The organism is Streptomyces sp. SCA2-17, assembly GCF_044336695.1.
Window position 1 is genome coordinate 4,538,022 of sequence record NZ_CP117521.1, and the last position, 20,003, is coordinate 4,558,024.

14 protein-coding genes are annotated in these 20,003 nt (G+C 72.4%); 7 read left to right on the forward strand and 7 right to left on the reverse strand.

Going from position 1 to position 20,003, the window contains the following annotated elements:
• Positions 1 to 278: 278 nt before the first annotated feature.
• On the forward strand, positions 279 to 2,906 hold the full coding sequence (glgP, locus tag PS271_RS20710) for an alpha-glucan family phosphorylase (RefSeq protein WP_398383652.1): 2,628 nt from the start codon (positions 279 to 281) through the stop codon (positions 2,904 to 2,906).
• 194 nt (positions 2,907 to 3,100) lie between these two features.
• On the opposite strand, the gene PS271_RS20715 is transcribed toward glgP, so the two are convergent.
• From PS271_RS20715 to glgX, 4 genes are all read right to left on the reverse strand, one after another.
• A complete protein-coding gene (locus PS271_RS20715) occupies positions 3,101 to 5,332 on the reverse strand; it encodes a M4 family metallopeptidase (protein ID WP_398386959.1) in 2,232 nt (743 codons plus the stop codon).
• A 563-nt stretch (positions 5,333 to 5,895) separates the two neighbouring features.
• The gene (locus PS271_RS20720) at positions 5,896 to 7,755 is read right to left on the reverse strand and encodes an ABC transporter ATP-binding protein (protein WP_398383654.1); all 1,860 of its coding nucleotides are present in this window, start codon (positions 7,753 to 7,755) and stop codon (positions 5,896 to 5,898) included.
• Entirely contained in the window at positions 7,752 to 9,659 is a 1,908-nt protein-coding gene (locus PS271_RS20725) for an ABC transporter ATP-binding protein (protein ID WP_398383655.1), read from the reverse strand. Before PS271_RS20725 ends, PS271_RS20720 begins: the two co-directional genes overlap by 4 nt.
• A gap of 95 nt (positions 9,660 to 9,754) precedes the next feature.
• Positions 9,755 to 12,112 (reverse strand): glycogen debranching protein GlgX, encoded by a 2,358-nt coding sequence (gene glgX / locus PS271_RS20730; RefSeq protein ID WP_398383656.1) that lies wholly within the window; start codon positions 12,110 to 12,112, stop codon positions 9,755 to 9,757.
• A 427-nt stretch (positions 12,113 to 12,539) separates the two neighbouring features.
• Between glgX and PS271_RS20735 the strand changes: the two genes are divergently transcribed.
• The 4 genes from PS271_RS20735 to PS271_RS20750 all read left to right on the forward strand — a co-directional run bounded on the left by PS271_RS20735 (position 12,540) and on the right by PS271_RS20750 (position 16,020).
• Positions 12,540 to 13,709: a L,D-transpeptidase gene (locus PS271_RS20735; RefSeq protein WP_398386961.1), complete on the forward strand. Its 1,170-nt coding sequence runs from the start codon at positions 12,540 to 12,542 to the stop codon at positions 13,707 to 13,709.
• Between the two features lie 107 nt (positions 13,710 to 13,816).
• Positions 13,817 to 14,584: an enoyl-CoA hydratase/isomerase family protein gene (locus PS271_RS20740; RefSeq protein WP_356277459.1), complete on the forward strand. Its 768-nt coding sequence runs from the start codon at positions 13,817 to 13,819 to the stop codon at positions 14,582 to 14,584.
• A gap of 206 nt (positions 14,585 to 14,790) precedes the next feature.
• Entirely contained in the window at positions 14,791 to 15,399 is a 609-nt protein-coding gene (locus PS271_RS20745; protein WP_391474065.1) for an ATP-binding protein, read from the forward strand.
• Positions 15,400 to 15,804: 405 nt separating this feature from the next.
• Positions 15,805 to 16,020 (forward strand): EF-hand domain-containing protein, encoded by a 216-nt coding sequence (locus tag PS271_RS20750; RefSeq protein WP_398383657.1) that lies wholly within the window; start codon positions 15,805 to 15,807, stop codon positions 16,018 to 16,020.
• Between the two features lie 26 nt (positions 16,021 to 16,046).
• Here PS271_RS20750 and PS271_RS20755 read toward each other — a convergent pair whose 3' ends face one another.
• On the reverse strand, positions 16,047 to 16,358 hold the full coding sequence (locus tag PS271_RS20755) for a hypothetical protein (protein WP_398383659.1): 312 nt from the start codon (positions 16,356 to 16,358) through the stop codon (positions 16,047 to 16,049).
• A 103-nt stretch (positions 16,359 to 16,461) separates the two neighbouring features.
• Here PS271_RS20755 and cutA point away from each other — a divergent pair, with 103 nt between their 5' ends.
• The gene (gene cutA, locus PS271_RS20760; RefSeq protein ID WP_398383661.1) at positions 16,462 to 16,806 is read left to right on the forward strand and encodes a divalent-cation tolerance protein CutA; all 345 of its coding nucleotides are present in this window, start codon (positions 16,462 to 16,464) and stop codon (positions 16,804 to 16,806) included.
• On the opposite strand, the gene PS271_RS20765 is transcribed toward cutA, so the two are convergent.
• On the reverse strand, positions 16,793 to 17,368 hold the full coding sequence (locus PS271_RS20765; protein WP_398383663.1) for a DNA-directed RNA polymerase subunit beta family protein: 576 nt from the start codon (positions 17,366 to 17,368) through the stop codon (positions 16,793 to 16,795). The genes cutA and PS271_RS20765 overlap by 14 nt on opposite strands.
• Before the next feature lie 186 nt (positions 17,369 to 17,554).
• Here PS271_RS20765 and PS271_RS20770 point away from each other — a divergent pair, with 186 nt between their 5' ends.
• A complete protein-coding gene (locus tag PS271_RS20770; protein WP_398383664.1) occupies positions 17,555 to 18,391 on the forward strand; it encodes an SCO4651 family lipoprotein in 837 nt (278 codons plus the stop codon).
• 50 nt (positions 18,392 to 18,441) lie between these two features.
• Here PS271_RS20770 and PS271_RS20775 read toward each other — a convergent pair whose 3' ends face one another.
• Positions 18,442 to 19,824 carry an L-serine ammonia-lyase gene (locus PS271_RS20775; RefSeq protein WP_398383666.1) on the reverse strand — a complete coding sequence of 461 codons (1,383 nt, stop codon included), beginning with the start codon at positions 19,822 to 19,824 and terminating at the stop codon, positions 18,442 to 18,444.
• Between the last annotated feature and the right edge of the window lie 179 nt (positions 19,825 to 20,003).

The following is a 20,003-nucleotide window of genomic DNA, read 5'->3' on the forward strand; positions in this document are numbered from 1 at the left end:
GTAGCGCCGGTCGCCCGCCGCCGATCCCGCTGTACGCGCGGCGTATTCCCCTCTCGTACCGATGCTGTACCCGCCGAAGTGAGGCGTGCGGTCCGCTTTCACGCCCCGTCCACCATGCGGACGCCCTTCCCGGCCAAGCGGCGGACCGCCGGCTGCGCAGGACGGCCCCATCCCGCCCGCCGCAGCAGGGGGCGCACTTCCCGCCTGCACCTGCCGGGAGCAGGCAGTTGCCGCGAAGCGCCACGAAGCCCCCCGGCCTCCCCGCTACCGTCGTGCGGGTGAAGGCCATTCGTCGATTCAGCGTGCGCCCCGTTCTTCCGGAGCCCCTACGACCGCTCAGCGAGCTGGCGCGCAACCTGCGCTGGTCCTGGCACCCCGAGACCCGTGAGCTCTTCCAGGCCGTCGACCCCGAGGGCTGGCGCGCCGCCGCCGGCGACCCGATGCGGCTGCTGGGCTCCGTGCCCGCCGACCGGCTCGCCGCCCTCGCCGACGACCGCCGCTTCCGGCGCCGGCTCACCGCGGCCGCCGACGACCTCCAGGACTACCTCACCGGCCGGCGCTGGTACCAGGAACAGCCTGAGGGACTGCCCGCCGCCATCGCCTACTTCTCGCCCGAGTTCGGCATCACCGCCGCCCTCCCGCAGTACAGCGGCGGCCTCGGCATCCTCGCCGGCGACCACCTGAAGTCCGCCAGCGACCTCGGCGTCCCCCTCATCGGCGTCGGGCTGCTCTACCGCCACGGCTACTTCCGCCAGTCCCTCTCCCGCGAGGGCTGGCAGCAGGAGCACTACCCCCTGCTCGACCCCAACGAGCTGCCGCTCACCATGCTCCGCGAGCCCGACGGCAGCGCAAGCCGCATCGCCCTCGCCCTGCCCGGCGGCCGCTCCCTGCGCGCCTACATCTGGCAGGCCCGCGTCGGCCGCGTGCCCCTGCTCCTCCTCGACTCCGACGTCGAGGAGAACGGCCCCGGCGAGCGCGAGGTCACCGACCGGCTCTACGGCGGCGGCGGCGAGCACCGGCTGCTCCAGGAGATGCTCCTCGGCATCGGCGGCGTGCGCGCCGTGCGCACCTACTGCCGGCTCACCGGCCACCCCGAGCCCGAGGTCTTCCACACCAACGAGGGCCACGCCGGCTTCCTCGGCCTGGAGCGCATCCGCGAGCTCGTCACCACCGGCCTGGACTTCGACGCCGCCTTGGAATGCGCCCGCGCCGGAGCCGTCTTCACCACCCACACCCCCGTGCCCGCCGGCATCGACCGCTTCGACCGCGATCTCGTCGCCCGCCACTTCGGCCCCGCCGGCGAACTGCCCGGCATCGACGTCGAACGCGTCCTCGAACTGGGTCTGGAGACCTATCCCGGCGGCGAGCCCGGCCTGTTCAACATGGCCGTCATGGGCCTGCGCCTGGCCCAGCGCGCCAACGGCGTCTCCACCCTCCACGGACAGGTCAGCCGGCAGATGTTCGCCGGCCTGTGGCCCGGCTTCGACCCCGAGGAGGTGCCCATCGACTCCGTCACCAACGGCGTCCACGCACCCACCTGGGTCGCCCCCGAGGTGCTCCGCCTGGGCGCCCGCCGGGTCGGCGCCGGCCGCGCCGAGGACGCCCTGGCCGTCGGCGGCTCACAGCGCTGGGACGCCCTCGCCGAGATCCCCGACGCCGACATCTGGGAGCTGCGCCGCACCCTGCGCGAACAGCTGGTCGAGGAGGTGCGCGAGCGGCTGCGCGCCTCCTGGCGCGAGCGCGGCGCCGGCACCGCCGAGCTCGGCTGGATCGACGGCGTCCTCGACCCCGGCGTCCTCACCATCGGCTTCGCCCGCCGCGTCCCCTCGTACAAGCGCCTCACCCTCATGCTCCGCGACCGCGACCGCCTCATGGAGCTCCTCCTGCACCCCGAGCGCCCCGTGCAGATCGTCGTCGCCGGCAAGGCCCACCCCGCCGACGACAGCGGCAAGCGCCTCGTGCAGGAGCTCGTGCGCTTCGCCGACGACCCGCGCGTGCGCCGCCGCCTGGTCTTCCTGCCCGACTACGGCATGGCCATGGCCCAGCGGCTCTACCCCGGCTGCGACGTCTGGCTCAACAACCCGCTGCGGCCGCTGGAGGCGTGCGGCACCTCCGGGATGAAGGCCGCCCTCAACGGCTGCCTCAACCTCTCGGTCCTCGACGGCTGGTGGGACGAGTGGTACGAGCCCGACTTCGGCTGGGCCATCCCCACCGCCGACGGCGCGGCCATGGACGAGGACCGCCGCGACGACCTGGAGGCGGCCGCCCTCTACGACCTGCTGGAGCGGCGGGTCGCCCCGCACTTCTACGACCGGGCCCAGGGCGGGCTGCCGGGCCGCTGGATCGAGATGGTCCGCCGCACGCTCACCACCCTCGGTCCGAAGGTCCTCGCCGGGCGCATGGTGCGGGAGTACGTGGAGCGGCTCTACGCCCCCGCGGCCGAGGCCCAGCGGGCCCTCACGCCCGCCGCGGCGAGCGAACTGGCCGCCTGGAAGGCCCGCGTGCGGGCCGGCTGGCCGGCCGTCGCCGTCGACCACGTGGAGGCCGTCGCCGACACCGCCCTCAACGGCACGGCCACGCTCGGTTCCACGGTCTCCCTGCGGGTCAGCGTCACGCTCGGGCCGCTCGACCCGGCGGACGTCGAGGTGCAGGCCGTCGCGGGGCGCGTCGACCCCGCCGACCGGCTCAGCCGGACCGCCGTCTTCCCCCTCAAGCCCGCCGGCGGGCCGGCCCTGGACGGCCGCCGCCTCTACGAGGGCCCCCTCACCCTTGACCGCACGGGCCCCTTCGGCTACACGGTCCGCATCCTGCCCGCGCACCGGCTGCTGTCCAGCGGCGCGGAGATGGGCCTGGTGACCCTGCCCTCGGAGGCCACGGGCGAGGCGGCGGGGGTGCTCCTGCGCTGACGCGCGGTCAGGGCTGGTACGGGCCTGGCGGGGGCGCGGTTCCGTCAGCCGCGCACATGCGTGGGGCGCCGTCCGGGGGAGTCGTGGCTCACCCCGGACGGCGCCCGGTTCATGGGGGCGTCACCCCGCGCCCCTTAAGGGGCGCGGGGAACTGCGCGACCAGCCACAGCCGGCCCGCAGGCTACTGGCCGCACTCAGAAGCTGAGCTTCCAGCTGTTGATCGTGCCGGTGTCGGCCGAATACACGTCCTGCACCGACAGCTTCCACGTGCCGGGCGCCGAGACCGCCGACGCGTCGACCGTGTACGTCTCCTTCACGTCCGCCGCGGAGTCCCAGGAGTCCGTGTCCTTCAGCCGCCACGTCTTGCCGTCGGGCGCGACGAGGTCGATCCGCAGGTCACCGCGGTAGGTGTGCGTGATGTTCACGTCCACCTTCAGCGCGGAGGAGCCGTTGCCGCTGCGCGTGACGACGATCGGCGAGGTCACCGCGGCACCCGCGTCCGGAATGGCGACGGGGGTCGTGCTCTCGAAGACGCTGCCGCCGCCCGTGGCGTTCACGGTCCACTTGAAGGACGCGCTGCCGGACTTGCCGGCGGAGTCCTTGACCGTGACGGTCACGTTGCTGGTGCCGGTGGTGGTCGGCGTGCCGGAGATCAGGCCGGTGGAGGCGTTGATCGACAGGCCGGCGGGCAGGCCGGTGGCCGAGTAGCTCAGGGAGCCGGCGGTGCCGCTGGTGGCCTTGATCTGCAGGGAGACCGCGGTGTTCACGATGCTCGTCTGGTCACCGGGGGCCGTGACGTTGACCCCGGTCCCGGGCGTGGCCCGGCTGCCGACGTTGATCGCGGCCCACGCGTTGGCCACGTTGTTGTACGTGTCGCTGCCCACGCCGAAGAGCTCGCCCGCGGCCCACAGCGTCGCCTCGCGCGCCCCGGCGTAGTCGGTCGTGGACTGCATGCGCCCGGTGAGCGCCTTGAACCAGATCTTCGCGGCGTTGTCGCGGCCGATGCCGGTCACCGGCAGGCCGTCGGACGTCGGGGAGTCGTACGAGACGCCGCCCACCACCTTGGCGCCGCTGCCCTCGGAGGCGAGGTAGAACCAGTGGTTGGCGGGGCCGGACGAGTAGTGCACGTCGAGGCCGCCGAGGCCCGAGTACCAGGCGTCCTTGGAGCGGCCGTCCTTGCTGGGCTTGTCCATGTAGCGCAGCGGAGTGCCGTTGCCGTTGATGTTGATCTTCTCGCCGACGAGGTAGTCGCCCGGGTCGCTGGGGTTGTCGGCCCAGAACTCGACCGCGGCGGCGAAGATGTCGGAGGTGGCCTCGTTGAGGCCGCCGGACTCGCCGGAGTAGTCGAGGTTGGCGGTGGCCGCGGTGACGCCGTGCGTCATCTCGTGCGCGGCCACGTCGATCGAGGTGAGCGGCTTGGCGTTGCCGGAGCCGTCGCCGTACGTCATGCAGAAGCAGTCGTCCGACCAGAACGCGTTGACGTAGTTGCTGCCGTAGTGGACGCGGCTGTACGCGCCGACGCCGTCACCGCGGATGCCGGTGCGCCCGTGCACGTTCTTGTAGTAGTCCCACGTCAGCTGGGCGCCGTACTGCGCGTCCACGCCGGCGGTGGCCGCGTCGCTGGTGGAGCCGTTGCCCCAGACGTCGTCGGCGTCGGTGAAGAGCGTGCCGGTGCCGGAGGAGCCGCGGTTGAGGTTGTACGTCTTGTGGCCGCCGCGCGTGGCGTCGTTGAGCTGGTACGAGCCGCCCGACTGCGAGGTGCCGATGGTCACGCGGCCGCTGTACTGGCTGTTGCCGGTGCCCTGCTTGACGCCCTGGAACTCGAAGAGCTTCTCGCCCGTGCGCGCGTCCGTGATGACGTGCAGCGCGTTGGGGGTGCCGTCCTCCTGGAGGCCGCCCACGACGGTCTCGTACGCGAGGACCGGTGTGCCCTTCGCCGCCCAGACGATCTTGCGGGGCGCCTTGTCGGCCTTCGTGGCCTTCGAGCCCTGCGCGCCGGCGGCCTTCACGGCCTGCTTCTCGGCGGCGGAGGCGGTGAGCGACGGCGTGGTCGTCGCGATCGCCAGCCGGGCCTTGGTCGCCTTGGCGACGCTCTTGAGGCTGCCGGACTTGGCGGTGTCGACGACGAGGTCGCCGCCGAGGACGGGCAGGCCCTCGTACGTCCGCTCGTAGCGGGTGTGCACGGTGCCGTTGACGTCCTTGACGACGTCCTTGACGACCAGCTTCTCCTTCGGGCCGAGGCCGAGCGCCCGGGCGGTCTCCGCCTTCGCCGCCTCGGCCTGCCGTATGAGCTCGGCGCGCTGCGCGGGGGTGAGCTTGGCGGGCAGGGCGCCGGGGTCGGCCTTGGCGATGAGCTGGCGCGGGGCGCTGCCCGCGGCGGACGAGCCGGCCGAGGCGCTGCCGGCCTGCGTGCCGACGGCGAGCATCGCCGAGACGGCTACCAGCGCGCCGGCGGCGACGGCTCTCTTCTTGGGGGAGCGTCCGGTCTGGGGGGTGGGTCTCACGCTGACTCCTTCTGCGAGGCAGATCAGGCAGACAGAAACAGGTGGAGCTGGGGGCCGATCGATCCCGGCCGGGGTTCCGGGCCGATGAATCCGATGCGTCCGATGAATCCGATGGGTCCGGCGGGTGCGGTGGAGCGGCGGGTGCGGTGAAGCGTGATGGAGCGCTGCGCTGCCCCGTGTGCGGTGGCCGCCGGGTGCTGCCGGTCGGTGCCGCAGGACGGGAACGAGAGGCGTGGGGGCCCCGGGGAACAGCAGGCATGCACGTGCCGATGGAGCGGGAACGCGGCCGGCGCGCGGCGGCGGTGCCGTGGGGAAGCCGCGCATCAGTGGAGGGAAGAGTGCCACCGCGGACATGTACGTGTCAGGAGTCCGGCGGCAAGTTGGCCGGAATCCGTCCGTTGACGAAAGACCGGCGTCCGCATAGCGGTACGGGCTCGCCGTGGGGGGCGAGCCCGTACCGCCGGGTGCGCGATTCCCGTAAACCGTCAGGCCAGGCTGTCGCGCCACGCCCGGTGCAGATCCGCGAACCGGCCCGTGCCCGCGATCAGCTCCGCAGGGGAGCCGTCCTCCACCACGCGTCCCCCGGCCATCACCAGGACGCGGTCCGCGATCTCCACCGTCGACAGCCGGTGCGCGATGACCACCGCCGTGCGGCCGCGCAGCACCGTGGCCATCGCGCGCTGCACCGCCTGCTCGCCCGGGATGTCGAGCGAGGACGTGGCCTCGTCCAGGATGAGCACCGCCGGGTCGGCGAGCAGCGCCCGCGCGAACGCCACCAGCTGGCGCTGGCCCGCGGAGATGCGGCCGCCGCGCTTGCGCACGTCCGTGTCGTAGCCCTCCGGCAGGGCGGCGATGAAGTCGTGCGCGCCGATCGCCTTCGCCGCCCGCTCGATCTCCGCCCGGGAGGCGCCGGGGCGGCCGATGGAGATGTTCTCCGCGACGGTGCCGGAGAACAGGAACGCCTCCTGCGTCACCATCACCACGCCGCGCCGCAGCTCCGGCCCGCCGAGCGCGTCCAGCGGCACGCCGTCGAGCAGCACCCGGCCCTCCGTGGGGTCGTAGAAGCGGGCCAGGAGCTTGGCGAGCGTGGACTTGCCGGCGCCCGTCGAGCCCACGACCGCGACCGTCTGCCCGGCGTGCAGCGTCAGGTCGAAGCGGGGCAGGATCTCGCCGCCCGTGCGGTAGGCGAAGCGCACCCCGTCGAAGACGACCTCGCGGCCGGGCATCCCGGACCGCGGCTCCGGCAGCGCCCGCGGCTCGGCGGGCTCGGGCACGCCCGGCCGCTGCGCGAGCAGGCCCGCGATCTTGTCGAGCGAGGCCGCCGCCGACTGGTACGAGTTGAGGAACATGCCCAGCTGGTCGATCGGGTCGTACAGCCGCCGCAGGTAGAGCACCGCCGCCGCGAGCACGCCCAGCTCCAGCCCGCCGCCGGCCACCCGGTACGCGCCCCACAGGACGATCCCCGCCAGCACCACGTTGGCCACGAGGCGGGAGAGGAAGACGTAGCGGGCCATCTCCAGCATCGCCCCGACGTTGGCGCGCTTGTGCTCCTCGTTGAGCTTCGCGAAGTGCTGCTCGTTGGCGCGCTCGCGGCGGAACGCCTGGACCGGCCGGATGCCGTTCATGGTCTCGGTGAACTTCACGATCACCGCGGCGATCGCCGTGGACCGCTCGCGGTAGACCGACCGCGCACGCCGGTCGTACGAGCGCATCAGCAGCCGGAGCGGCACGAACGAGAGCACGGCCACGGCGCCGATGCCCCAGTCCAGATAGAGCAGGGTGGCCGAGATGTACACCACGGCCAGGCAGACCCCTATGAGCTCCTGGAGGCCGTCGTTGATGAGCTCCCGGATCGACTCGACGTCCGTGGTCGCCCGGGAGATGAGCCGCCCCGAGGTGTAGCGCTCGTGGAAGTCGATGCTGAGCGACTGGGCGTGGCGGAAGATGCGGCCGCGCAGGTCGAGCAGCACGTTCTGGCCGATGCGCGCCGAGAGCCGGATGAACGCGTACTGCAACAGGCCCGCGGCCAGGGCGCTCACCACGTACGCGACGCCGACGGCGATCAGCGGGCCGTAGTCGCCCCGGCGGACGGCCGGCACGCCCCGGTCTATGGCGACGGCCACGAGGAGCGGGCCCGCCTGGACGGCCGCCTGCTGGAGCAGCAGCACGAGGGCGCTGAGCCGGAGGCGGCCGCGGGCGGGGGCGAGCAGCGAGCGCAGCAGCGCCCGGGAGGCCCCCTTGGGGGCGGGCAGCACGTCCTTGTCGAAGGGGTCGTCCGGTGCGGCGGAGGCCCCGGGAGCCGTCTGCTGCGGCTCAGTGGTGGTCTGGTCGGTGGCGGTGGTCATCGCCGGCCTCCCTCGTGCCGTGCGTACGGGCCGTCCGCCGCGTCGCCGTGGTCCTCGTCGCCGCGGTCCTCGTCGCCCGCCATGAGGAGGGCGTACTCCCGGCTGGTGTGCAGCAGTTCGTGGTGGGTGCCGACGGCGGCGATGCGGCCCCCGGAGAGCAGGGCCACGCGGTCGGCGAGCATGACCGTGGACGGGCGGTGGGCGACGACGAGGGCGGTCGTGCCGGCCAGCACCTCGCGCAGGGCCGCCTCCACGAGCGCCTCGGTGTGTACGTCGAGCGCGGACAGCGGGTCGTCCAGGATGAGGAAGCGCGGGTCGCCGACGACGGCGCGGGCGAGAGCGAGCCGCTGCCGCTGGCCGCCGGACAGGCTCAGGCCCTGCTCGCCGACCTGGGTGCGGGTGCCCTCCGGGAGGGAGTGCACGAAGCCGGCCTGGGCGACCTCCAGCGCGCGCCGCAGCTCGGCCTCGCCGCCGCCGTCGGCACCCATCAGCACGTTCTCCCCGACGCTCGCGGAGAACAGCGTCGGATCCTCGAAGGCCACGGAGACCAGCTCGCGGAGGCGCTCGCGCGGCATGGCCGCGATGTCCCGGCCGTCCAGGGTGATCCGCCCGGACGTCGCCTCGTGGAGGCGGGGGATGAGGGCCGTCAGGGTCGTCTTGCCGCTGCCCGTGGTGCCGACGAGGGCCATCGTCTCGCCGGGCCGGATGTGCAGGTCGACGCCGTCCAGGACGGGCGGGGCGTCCGCCGGGGCGTCGGGATAGCGGAAGCCGACGCCCTCCAGGCGCAGGCCGGTTCTCTCCCGCGAAGTCTTGTGCAACGGCTGCACGGGTGCCTTGTGCGGCGTCTTCCGCGACGGCACGCCCCCGGCCTGCGAGGAGGCTTCCTCCTCCTGCGGGGCGGGGGTGTCCATGACCTCGAAGTAGCGGTCGGCGGCCGTGGCCGCCTCGTTGGAGATCGCGATCAGGAAGCCCATCGACTCCACCGGCCAGCGCAGCGCCAGGGCCGTCGACAGGAACGCCACCAGCGTGCCGGCCGACAGCTCGCCGTCGGCGACCTGGAGCACGCCGAGCACCAGCGCCGCGCCGATCGCCAGCTCCGGCAGGCTCATGATGAACGCCCAGAGGAGGCCCAGCAGGTGGGCCTTGCGCAGCTCGGTGCCGCGCAGCCGGCCCGCGAGCGCGGCGAAGGCCTTCTCCTGGCCGCGGTGCCGGCCGAAGCCCTTGATGATGCGGATCCCGAGCACGCTCTCTTCGAGGACCGTCGCGAGATCGCCGGACTGGTCCTGGGCGGTGCGCGCGGCCCGGGAGTAGCGCTCCTCGAAATACGCGCAGAGGATCACCAGCGGCACCACCGGAGCGAGCAGCACCAGCCCCAGCATCCACTGCTGTATCAGCAGGACGACGAAGCCCGCCACGATCGTCGCGCCGTTGACCAGCAGGAAGGTCAGGGGGAAGGCGAAGAAGATGCGCAGCAGCGTCAGGTCCGTGGTGCTCCGCGAGAGCAGCTGCCCCGAGGCCCACCGGTCGTGGAAGGCGACCGGCAGCCGCTGGAGGTGCCCGTAGAGGTCCGCCCGCATGTCCGCCTCGACCCGCGCGAGCGGGCGCGCGGTGAGGAACCGGCGCGCCGCGAACAGCGACGCCTCCAGCAGGCCGAGCAGGAGCACCAGCCCGCCGCCGAGCCACACGCCGGACGGGTCGCCGCCGGCGACCGGGCCGTCCACGATCCACTTGAGCGCGAGCGGGATCGCGAGGCCGGCGCAGGACGCGACGATCGTCACCCCCGCGGCCGTGACCAGCCTGCCGCGCACGGGGCGCACGTAGGGCCACAGGCGCAGCAGCGAGCGCACGGCGGAGCGGCTCCGGTCCGGGCGGGCGGGTTCGGGGGGTTCCTGGGTCTCTGTCATCAGGAGTGAGACTACGGTTCACCACTGACATTGCTCACGTGGTTTTCGCCCTCAAGGACCGCTTATGGGAACGGAATTGGATGCTCCGCTCCCGGTTACGCTCCCGTCGGCCTCCCCGTCGCCACCCGCCACAGCAGCACCGAACGCGCCTCCACCGTGACGCGCGTCCCCGCCGCCCGGCGCTCGCCCGGCGCCGCCCCCTGCTCCTCCCTCGCCGTGTCCACGAGCAGCTCGTACGCGTCTGCCCACGGCGGCCCCGGCAGCGTGAACGCCACGTCCCGCGGCCCCGCGTGGAGCACGGCGAGGAAGCTGTCGTCCGTGACGGGCTCGCCCTGCGGCCCGCGCTGCGGGATGTCGCGCCCCGACAGGTACATCCCGAGCGTCGCCGCCGGGGCGTACCAGTCCGCCTCTGTCATCTCCGCGCCCGCGGCCGTGAACCAGGCGAGGTCCCGCAGCCCGTCCGCGCTCTGCGGCCGGCCGGAGAAGAAGGCCCGGCTGCGCAGCACGGGGTGCGCGCGGCGCAGCGCGAGGAGCCGCCCGCACAGGTCGGCGAGCGCGCGCCAGCCGGGGTCCGCCAGGAGCGACCAGTCGATCCAGCTGGTCTCGTTGTCCTGGCAGTAGGCGTTGTTGTTGCCGCCCTGGGTGCGGCCCATCTCGTCGCCCGCGACCAGCATCGGCACCCCGGTGGACAGCAGCAGCGTGGTCAGCAGGTTGCGCAGCTGCCGCCTCCGCAGGGCCGGCACCGCCGGGTCGTCCGCCGGGCCCTCCGCGCCGCAGTTCCAGGACCGGTTGTCGTCGGTGCCGTCGCGGTTGCCCTCGCCGTTGGCCTCGTTGTGCTTGTGCTCGTAGCTCACCAGGTCGCGCAGCGTGAAGCCGTCGTGGGCCGTGACGAAGTTGACGGAGGCGTACGGGCGCCGGCCGCCCCAGGCGTAGAGGTCGCTGGAGCCGGAGAGGCGGTAGCCGAGGTCGCGCACGTCGGGCAGGGCGCCGCGCCAGTAGTCCCGCACGGCGTCGCGGTAGCGGTCGTTCCACTCGGTCCACAGCGGCGGGAAGGAGCCCACCTGGTAGCCGCCCGAGCCCACGTCCCACGGCTCGGCTATCAGCTTCACCCGGCGCAGGACGGGGTCCTGGGCGATGACGGCCAGGAACGGCGAGAGCATGTCGACGTCGTGCATGGAGCGGGCGAGGGCCGCCGCCAGGTCGAAGCGGAATCCGTCGACGCCCATCTCCGTCACCCAGTAGCGCAGGGAGTCGGTGATCAGCCGCAGGACGTTCGGCTGGACGACGTGCAGGGTGTTGCCGCAGCCGGTGTAGTCCGCGTAGCGGCGGCGGTCGGCCTGGAGCCGGTAGTAGCGGCGGTTGTCGATGCCCTTCAGGGACAGCATGGGGCCCAGTTCGCCGCCCTCGGCGGTGTGGTTGTAGACGACGTCCAGGATCACCTCGACACCGGCCTCGTGCAGGGCCCGCACCATGCGCTTGAACTCGCCCACCTGCCGGCCGTCCGTCCCCGTCGCCGCGTAGCCGGCGTGCGGCGCGAAGTAGCCGATGGAGTTGTAGCCCCAGTAGTTGCGCAGCCCGCGCCGCAGCAGGTGGTCCTCGTGCGCGAACTGGTGCACCGGCAGCAGCTCCACGGCCGTCACCCCGAGCCGCACCAGGTGCTCCACGGCCGCCGGGTGCCCGAGCCCGGCGTACGTGCCGCGCAGCTCCTCGGGGACCCCCGGGTGGCGCTTGGTGAAGCCGCGCACGTGCAGCTCGTAGATGACCGAGTCCGGCCACGGCGTCTTGGGCCGCTGGTCGTCCGCCCAGTCGTCGCCGTCCGCCACCACCACGCCCTTGGGGACGTACGGGGCCGAGTCGCGCTCGTCGCGGACGGTGTCGGCGACGTGCTGCTGGGGCCAGTCGCGCACGTGCCCGTACACCTCGGGAGGCAGCGAGAAGTCGCCGTCGACGGCCCGGGCGTAGGGGTCCAGGAGCAGCTTGGCGGGGTTCCAGCGGGCGCCCGTCCAGGGGTCCCAGCGGCCGTGGACGCGGTAGCCGTAGCGCCGGCCGGGCAGGACGCCGGGGACGAAGCCGTGCCATATCTCGTGGGTCAGCTCGGTGAGGGGCAGCCGTATCTCGCCCTCCGGCGCGCCCTCCGCCGGGGCCGGACCGCCGTCGCCGGGCCCGCCGCCGAACAGGCACAGCTCGACGGCCTCGGCCCCGCCGGCCCACAGGGCGAAGTTCGTCCCCGCCGGCGCGCCCCCGGCGGCGGGCTTGAAGCGGGCCCCGAGGGGCTCGGGGCTGCCGGGCCACACGGCGGGGCCGGGCAGCGGTTGCAGGGCAGGGGCGGCCTCCGGGCGGGGCCGGCCGTTGACCGGGGCGGCGGCGGCCCCCGGCCCGGCCGCGGGGCCCCGGGCCCGGCCGCCGCCGAACTCGTCTCCCCGTTCCGCCTCTTGCTCGGGTGCGCTCGACACGTCTTCGCCTCCGGCGGCTCGCGGGCAGCGCGCCGGACGCCCGGCGTCCCGTGCCGGGCGGCGGCGGTCCTCGTCCTGCCCCCAGTTCTGCCCAGAAGCAAGCGCGTGCTCACAGGGGCGTACCCTCCGTCACCCCGGGCCGGAGCACCCAGGTGGCCGGATTATGATGCTCACCTTCAGCCACGGGGATCACCTCAGCCGCATATCTCGTACCACCGTTCCCATTTGGGACCGAACGGTGACATTGCACGGGTCTGCGGCGCCGGAGCCCTGTGGTTGTCTATCGCCAGCGCGTGAGCCGCGCTTCGGGGGCGCCGCGTGGCCGCGGGCCGTGCGAGGGGAGACAACCGATTTGAACGTGCAGCTGATACCGAGCAGGCGCGCAGCCCGCCGCAAGGGGCTGTTCGCGCTGCTGCTCGGCGCGCTGATGCTGCTGGTCACCGCTTGTGGCGGCGGTGACGACGCGAAGAAGGACGGGGCCAAGAAGGTCCCGGACGGCCCGTCGGAGGCCGTCGTGGCCATCACTCCGGACGACGGCACCAAGAACGTCGAGACGTCCGGCAAGCTCAAGGTGACCGCCGACAAGGGCAGCCTGACGTCGGTCAAGGTCGCCGACGCCAAGGGCCGTACGGTCGAGGGCAGGATCAGCGGTGACGGCAGGAGCTGGGAGCCGACGGCGCACCTCGGCGCCTCCACGCAGTACACGGTGGACGCGCTGGCCAAGGACAAGGACGGCCGTCCGTCGGCCAAGCACGCGTCGTTCACGACGCTCACGCCGCAGAACACCTTCGTCGGCTACTTCACGCCGGAGGACGGCAGCACGGTCGGCGTGGGCATGCCCGTATCGATCAATTTCAGCCGGGGCATCGAAGACCCCAAGGCCGTCGAGCGGGCCATCAAGGTGACCGCCGAGCCGGCGGTCGAGGTCAAGCCGCACTGGTTCGGCAACGACCGCCTCGACTTCCGCCCCGAGAAGTACTGGGCGGCCGGCACCAAGGTGACGGTCGACCTGAACCTCGACGGCGTCCAGGGCCGCAAGGGCGTGTACGGCTCGCAGACGAAGACCCTGAAGTTCACGGTCGGCCGCAGCCAGGTCAGCACGGTGGACGCCAAGTCCCACCAGATGACGGTCGAGCGCGACGGCAAGATCATCAAGACGGTCCCGATCTCGGCCGGCGCCCCCGCCAACCCCACGTACAACGGCCAGATGGTCATCAGCGAGAAGCACGACGTGACGCGCATGAACGGCGCCACCGTCGGCTTCACCAAGGGCGACGGCAAGGGCGAGTACGACATCCCCGACGTGCCGCACGCGATGCGCCTGTCCACCTCCGGCACCTTCCTGCACGGCAACTACTGGTCGGGTTCGTCCACCTTCGGCGCGGAGAACGCGAGCCACGGCTGCGTGGGCCTGGAGGACGAGCGCGGCGGCGGCGACCCCAACACCCCGGCCGCCTGGTTCTACAGCAACTCCCTCATCGGTGACGTCGTGATCGTCAAGAACTCCGACGACAAGATGATCAAGCCGGACAACGGCCTCAACGGCTGGAACCTGCCGTGGTCGGAGTGGGTCAAGAACAGCCCCCAGACCGACTGAAACGTCTCTTCTGCGATGCTCCGCCCTTCGTCAGGGGCCGGCGGCCCGGTGCACTTGTGACTGAGTGCACCGGGCCGTTCGCCGTTAACCGGCACTAACCTGGTGCCATGACTGTGCATCTTGAGGTTGCCGACGGCGTGGGCACCATCCGCCTGGACCGCCCGCCGATGAACGCGCTCGACATCGCCACCCAGGACCGGCTCCGCGAGCTCGCCGAGGAGACCACCCGCCGCGACGACGTCCGGGCCGTCGTCCTGTGGGGCGGCGAGAAGGTGTTCGCGGCCGGCGCGGACATCAAGGAGATGCAGAAGATGGACCACGCCGCGATGGTGGCGCGGTCCCGCGGGCTCCAGGACTCCTTCACCGCCGTCGCCCGCATCCCCAAGCCCGTCGTCGCCGCCGTCACCGGCTACGCCCTCGGCGGCGGCTGCGAGCTCGCGCTCTGCGCCGACTTCCGGATCGCCGCCGACAACGCCAAGCTCGGCCAGCCCGAGATCCTGCTCGGCCTGATCCCCGGCGCCGGCGGCACCCAGCGGCTCTCCCGCCTGATCGGCCCGTCCAAGGCCAAGGACCTCATCTTCACCGGCCGTCAGGTCAAGGCCGACGAGGCCCTCTCCCTCGGTCTGGTCGACCGCGTCGTGCCGGCCGCCGAGGTGTACGAGCAGGCGCACGCGTGGGCGGCGCGGCTCGCCGCCGGCCCCTCGACGGCGCTGCGCGCCGCCAAGGAGGCCGTGGACACCGGTCTGGAGACCGACATCGACACCGGCCTCGCCATCGAACGGAACTGGTTCGCCGGGCTGTTCGCGACCGAGGACCGCGAGATCGGTATGCGCAGCTTTGTCGAGGACGGGCCGGGTAAGGCCAAGTTCGTCTGACATCCGGAGGGTTGGCGGCGGTCCGGGAGGGCCGCCGCCGGCGCCCGCGTTGACGCGCGGTCGTGCGGGTGTCCACCCGGGGGTGCCTCTTGTGGGGGAATCACGCACCGTGCACGCCCTTGCGCGACGGCCCTTCCGGCCCCTTTCGGCGATCTCTCCCGAGGCGGTGGTCGCCGCAGGTCAGCAAGGGTTTCCGGGAAGATCGCCTGCCCTTGGCATATGTCGCCGCGGCGCCCCGGAGGCTGTCCTTCCGGTCAGGTGAATCCCCGGGTTCCGGCCCCGGGCGTGCTTGCGGCGGCCATGATGGGGGCATGGCGGGCCTGGAGGGAACGGAGCAGCCACGGCAGCGGGGAGCCACCGCCGCTGTCCGGTGGTCGCCGACCGTAGAGGATGAACTGGCGCTCAAGGCGCTCGATCTGTACGGCAACCCCACACAGGGCGAGGTGCGCCTGCCCTCCCGCCCCGAGTCCGCCGTCGCCGCACGGCGGCTCACCCAGACCGTGGTGCTGCGGCACTGGGGCCTCTCGGGCCAGCTCACCGAGCACGCCGTCCTGCTGGTCTCCGAGCTCGTCGGCAATGCCGTCCGGCACACCGGCGCGCGCTATTTCGGCCTGCGGATGCTGCGCCGCAGGGGCTGGCTGCGGATAGAGGTCCGCGACCCCTCCCGGGGGCTGCCCTGTCTCATGCCCGTGCGCGAGCTCGACGTCACCGGCCGGGGCCTGTTCCTCGTCGACAAGCTCTCCGACCGCTGGGGAGTGGACCTGCTGGCGCGCGGCAAGACGACGTGGTTCGAGATGCGCGTCGCCGACCGCTGAGCGGGCCGGGGCGCGTGACCGGATAACGAAGAGGCCCCCATCCGTCGGCGTGCGACGGGGCGGGGGCCTCTTCGTGCGCCGCGGAGAAATGGGGTGTGCTCCGCGGCGTGCAAGACGACCTGGCTCGGGTCAATGAGGGTCGTGGCCTCCGACTATGGCAGACGGGGTGCGTTCCAGCCAAAACGGCTATCCGTTCAATTCGGGCAAGTGGCGCCATTCCTCTCGGAAATCAAAGGTGAGGTGAGCCACGTGCCTTGAAATTCGCGAATAGATCATGGAGATCACTTATTTTTATGCGAAATCACAGAGAGTGATATCCGGCCGTGATCGAACTCCTCGAACGGGCCGCTACTCTGTGCCGGTCACATCAGCACACCACAGCAGCACACCAAAGGGGAGGCTCTTATGGCCGACATCGAGAGCGCACGCGAGACGTTCGCCAAGTTCGACATCGACGGCGACGGGTTCATCACGGCCGCCGAGTACAAGAAGGCCATGGCGCAGCTCGGCGACCACTTCGTCACCGAGGCCGTCGCTCAGTCGATCATCGACTCCAAGGACACCAACGGCGACCGCCTGCTGTCCTTCGACGAGTTCTGGGCGTCGGTCAGCAAGGGCTGAGTGCACGTGCCGCGGCCGCGGCCGGCTCAGCGCCAGCCGCGCCGCTGTGCCCCGGCCCGCCGCCGCCGGTCGTTGCACAGCAGGCACCGGCCCCAGCCCGCCGGCAGGGGGTCGCTCTTGTCCCCGTACAGGGGATCCACGGGGCCCTTGGGGTGCTCCGAGCAGCCCGTGGCCCCCAGCCCGCCGCCCAGGGCGCTCGCCGCGGTCAGCGCCCTGCGCAGGGCGTCCACCAACTGCTCGGCCTCATGGGGCGCGGGCGCGGCGGCGTCGAGGGAGAAGGCGATGTCCGAGGCGGTGGTGAGCGCGCTCTGGAGTTCGCGCAGGTCTGCGTAACTCATGCCTGCGAGCGTAACCGCCGCCACTGACAACGCCGCACCGCCGCCTGCCGCGCGACCTGCCCGGCCGCCCGCCTCCGCGGCCCCCTGCGGTACGGTCGGCGCCATGCCGGAGGCCCAGGACACCCAGTACCTCGCCGTGATGACGACGACCGACAGCGAGGAGCGTGCCCGGCACCTCGCCGCCACCGCCGTCGAGGCGCGGCTCGCCGCCTGCGCCCAGATCGACGGCCCCGTCACGAGCGTCTACCGCTGGCAGGGCGAGGTGCGGAGCGACACCGAGTGGCGCGTCCTCTACAAGACCACCGCCGACCGCTACCGCGAGCTCGAACTCCGCATCAAGAGCGAGCACACGTACGAGACGCCGGAGATCATCGCCACCCCCGTCACGGCGGGCAGCGACGCATATCTCGCCTGGCTCCGGGCGGAGACGCGCGTCAGCCGCGGCTGAAGAGCCAGCTGCGCTCCGCGCCCGCGGAGCCCGTGTCGCGCACCGTCCGCACCCCCTCGCCCGTCGCGTCGCGCGAGGTGCCGGTGCGGTGCGACGCCTGCTCCCAGATCCGGCCGTCCACCTCCGCGACGACCTTCTGCCGCTCGCCCGAGCCGGTCCGCTCGGTCCGGAAGCGCTGCCCGGCCGCGTCCGCGTCGCACGGCACGGTGACGAGCAGCGCGCCCCGTCTGCCCGTGGCGGTGCCGGGGCTGACGCAGCGGTAGGGCTGGGCCTGCGACGAGAACTGGTGGGTGGCGGAGCTGTAGACCCAGGTCTGGGCGATCCGCGTGGACTCCCGGCACGGCTGCAGGGACACCAGCCAGGGCCGCGGCGTGCCGTGCGGGTCGCGGTAGCCGGACCCTTCGGCGGTCAGGCAGCCGCCGAGCGCGCCGTTGTGGATGCGCACGGCGCCGGAGGGCGCCGGGGGAGTGGCCGCGGTGTCGGCGCCGGCCGTGGGTGCCGCGGCGCCGAGGGCGGCGACGGCGGCGAGGATCGCTGCGGTGGCGCGGAGGGGATGGCGCATGGCGAAGGCTCCTCGATCAGGGGTGACAAGAGCGAGCAGAAGAGAACGAGGGCGTTGACACTACTGACGGCACCCGAGAGCTGACACACTGTTTCCAGACATGGTCATTTTCGCTCGCTACCTATGATCACTCGGGATATCCTGGCCAAAACTTTACGAAGTGCGGACAAAGGATAGTTAAGACCCTTGAAGGCGATACGTAAGACCGTCGTGGCGGCCACCGGGATGGCGCTCGCCCTGAGCCTGGCGGCGTGCGGGGGCGGGAGCGGGGGCACCGGCGGCGGGCAGAAGCCGGGTGAGGACGGCGCCGACAAGGCGCTCAAGGCGGCCGACCCGGTGGCCACCCTGAAGAAGGCCGCGGCCAAGGGCGCCGAGCAGAACACCTACCGCATGAAGGGGATGCGGAAGGACGAGCGGGGTGAGTTCACCACCGAGAACGCCGTCCAGGTGAAGCCGGACGCCTCCGACGGCAAGGACGTGGGCCCGAAGACCGCCGATACGCCCGACGGCGTCTCCCACGTGATCAAGGTGGGCGAGAAGATGTACCTCAACGGCGAGAAGGTGCCGGGCAAGAAGTGGTGGACGCTCAACCTCGACGGGGCGAAGGGGCGCGACGCCTCGGAGCCCTTCGTCCAGCTGACGTCCGCGCTCGCCACCGCCAAGGACGTCCGGAACGCCGGAGCCGAGACGGTCGGCGGCCGTCGCACGGCCCGCTTCCAGGGCACCGTCGTGCGCTCCGAGCTCACCGCGTACAAGGGCGACGCGATGAAGGAGAAGGACCGCGACGACTACGCGAAGGACCTCAAGGAGGAGGGCCTGGAGCGGGTCACCGTCAGCGTGTGGGTGGACGCGGACGGCGTGATCGCCAAGACCGAGGAGTCGGGCAAGGGCTCCAAGGGCGAATACCACCGGGCCGACGAGTACAGCGACTTCGGCGCGGACCTGAAGATCCAGGCGCCTCCGGCCGCGGAGACCGCGACCGAGGAAGAGGCCGTCGCGTACGAGATGAAGAAGCAGAAGTAACGCGACGGGCGGGCGCCGGATCCCGGCGCCCGCCCGTCGTCGTCAGTGCGTCAGCACTCGATGATGTTCACGGCGAGACCGCCGCGCGCCGTCTCCTTGTACTTGACGCTCATGTCCGCGCCCGTCTCCTTCATGGTCTTGATGACCTTGTCGAGGGAGACGTGGTGCCGGCCGTCGCCGCGCAGGGCCATGCGGGCCGCGGTGACCGCCTTCGCGGCGGCCATGCCGTTGCGCTCGATGCACGGGATCTGGACGAGGCCGCCGACCGGGTCGCAGGTCAGGCCCAGGTTGTGCTCCATGCCGATCTCGGCCGCGTTCTCCACCTGCTCGGGGGAGCCGCCGAGGACCTCGGCGAGGCCACCGGAGGCCATGGAGCAGGCGGAGCCGACCTCGCCCTGGCAGCCGACCTCGGCGCCGGAGATCGAGGCGTTCTCCTTGAAGAGCAGGCCGATCGCGCCGGCGGCGAGCAGGAAGCGGACGATGCCGTCCTCGTCCGCGCCGGGCACGAAGTTCATGTAGTAGTGCAGGACGGCCGGGATGATGCCGGCGGCGCCGTTGGTGGGGGCGGTCACGACGCGGCCGCCCGCGGCGTTCTCCTCGTTGACGGCCATGGCGTAGATCGTGATCCACTCCATGGCGCGGGCCTGCGGGTCGCCCTCGGCGCGCAGCTGGCGGGCGGTGTTCGCGGCGCGGCGGCGGACCTTCAGGCCGCCCGGCAGGATGCCCTCGCGGGACATGCCGCGCGCCACGCACGCCTGCATCACGCGCCAGATCTCCAGGAGGCCCTCGCGGATCTCCGTCTCGGTGCGCCAGGCCTTCTCGTTCTCCATCATCATCGCGGAGATCGACAGGCCGGACTCGCGGGACATGCGCAGCAACTCGTCACCGGTGCGGAAGGGGTACTTCAGCACGGTGTCGTCGAGCTTGATGCGGTCCTCGCCGACCGCGTCCTCGTCCACGACGAAGCCGCCGCCGACCGAGTAGTAGGTCTTCTCCAGCAGGGGGGCGCTGGCCTCGTCGTAGGCGAAGAGGGTCATGCCGTTGGCGTGGTACGGCAGGGAGCGGCGGCGGTGCAGGATCAGCTGCGACGACTCGTCGAAGTCGATCTCGTGGGTGCTGCCGATCTCCGCGCCGAGCAGCCGCAGCCGCTTCGACTCGCGGATCCGCTCGACCTCGGCGTCCGCCAGCTCGACGTCGACCGTGCGCGGGGAGTAGCCCTCCAGGCCCAGCAGGACGGCCTTGGGGGTGCCGTGGCCGTGGCCGGTGGCGCCGAGGGAGCCGAACAGCTCGGCACGGACGGAGGCGGTGTGGGCCAGCAGGCCCTCGTTCTTCAGCCGTCGCGTGAACATCAGCGCGGCCCGCATGGGGCCGACCGTGTGGGAGCTGGACGGGCCTATGCCGATCGAGAAGAGATCGAAAACGGAGATGGCCACGGTGGCTGCTCCCTGTCTGCTTGGAGGTGGTACGGGGTCGTACGGGGTGGAACGCGGTGGTGCCGGGCGCCGGACTCGGGGTCGAGCTCGGGGGCGCACCCGGTGGTGTGCGCGGGGCGCGCGGCGCGGGGCACCGGGCGCTCACTCTTCAGTGTGCCCGGTGCCCCGTACCTTCGGGT